Source organism: Actinomadura barringtoniae (genome assembly GCF_017573505.1).
Classification (GTDB): domain Bacteria; phylum Actinomycetota; class Actinomycetes; order Streptosporangiales; family Streptosporangiaceae; genus Spirillospora; species Spirillospora barringtoniae.
Genome location: NZ_JAGEOJ010000057.1, coordinates 1 through 1,037 on the forward strand (window position 1 = coordinate 1; position 1,037 = coordinate 1,037).

Below are 1,037 nucleotides of genomic sequence, written 5' to 3' on the forward strand. Positions count from 1 at the left end.
CTGGAATGACACTGGGGTGGATTTCTCTGGTGTCTCGGTGTTGTCGGGGGTTGTGGGCAGGGCCGCGGCCGAGCCTGATGCTGTGGCTGTGGTTTTTGAGGGTTGTTCGGTTTCTTATGGGGAGTTGGATCGCTGGTCGAATCGGCTGGCTCATTTTCTGATTGGGCGGGGTGCGGGTCCGGGGCGGGTGGTCGCGGTTCGGATGGAGCGTTCGGTTGAGTTGGTGGTGGCGCTTTTGGGGGTGTTGAAATCGGGGGCGGCTTATGTTCCGGTGGATCCGGGATATCCGTCGGGTCGGGTGGAGTATTTGCTGGGGGATGCTGCTCCGGTGCTGGTTGTGGATGAGTTGCCGGAGGTGGCGGAGTTTTCGGGTGAGGCGCCGGATATGGAATATGCGCCGGGGTCGGCTGCGTATGTGATTTATACGTCGGGTTCGACGGGGGTTCCCAAGGGTGCGGTGTTGACGCACGAAGGCTTGGCGAATCGGTTGGCGTGGATGCAGGCGCGGTTTGGTTTGCGTCCGGGGGATCGGGTGGTGCAGAAGACGCCGTTTGTGTTCGACGTTTCGGTGTGGGAGTTTTTCTGGCCGTTGTCGGTGGGGGCGACGGTGGTGGTGGCCGCTCCGGGTGCGCATCGTGATCCGGTGGCGATGGCGGAGTTGATCGTGCGGGAGCAGGTGTCGGTCGCGCATTTCGTGCCGACCATGCTGGCCGCTTTTCTTGCCGAGCCGGGGGCCGGTGATTGTGTGAGTTTGCGGCATGTCGTCGCCAGTGGTGAGGCGTTGCCGGCTGAAACGGTTCGTCGGTTCGGTGAGGTGTTGCCGGGTGCTGGGCTGCACAATCTTTATGGGCCGACCGAGGCGACTGTGGATGTGACGGCGTGGACGGCGCCGGCGGATTTTCAGGGGAGTGTGGTTCCGATCGGGGCGCCGATCGCGAACACGCGGACTTATGTGCTGGATGAGTTCCTACAGCCGGTGCCTCCGGGAGTGGTCGGCGACCTCTATCTCGCCGGGATCCAACTTGCGCGCGGGTATC

General features: G+C 63.0%; 1 protein-coding gene. It reads left to right on the forward strand.

Annotated elements, in window-relative coordinates:
• Positions 1-88: 88 nt before the first annotated feature.
• The coding region (locus tag J4573_RS53375) for an AMP-binding protein (protein ID WP_307797577.1) at positions 89-1,037 on the forward strand (949 nt) is incomplete at its 3' end.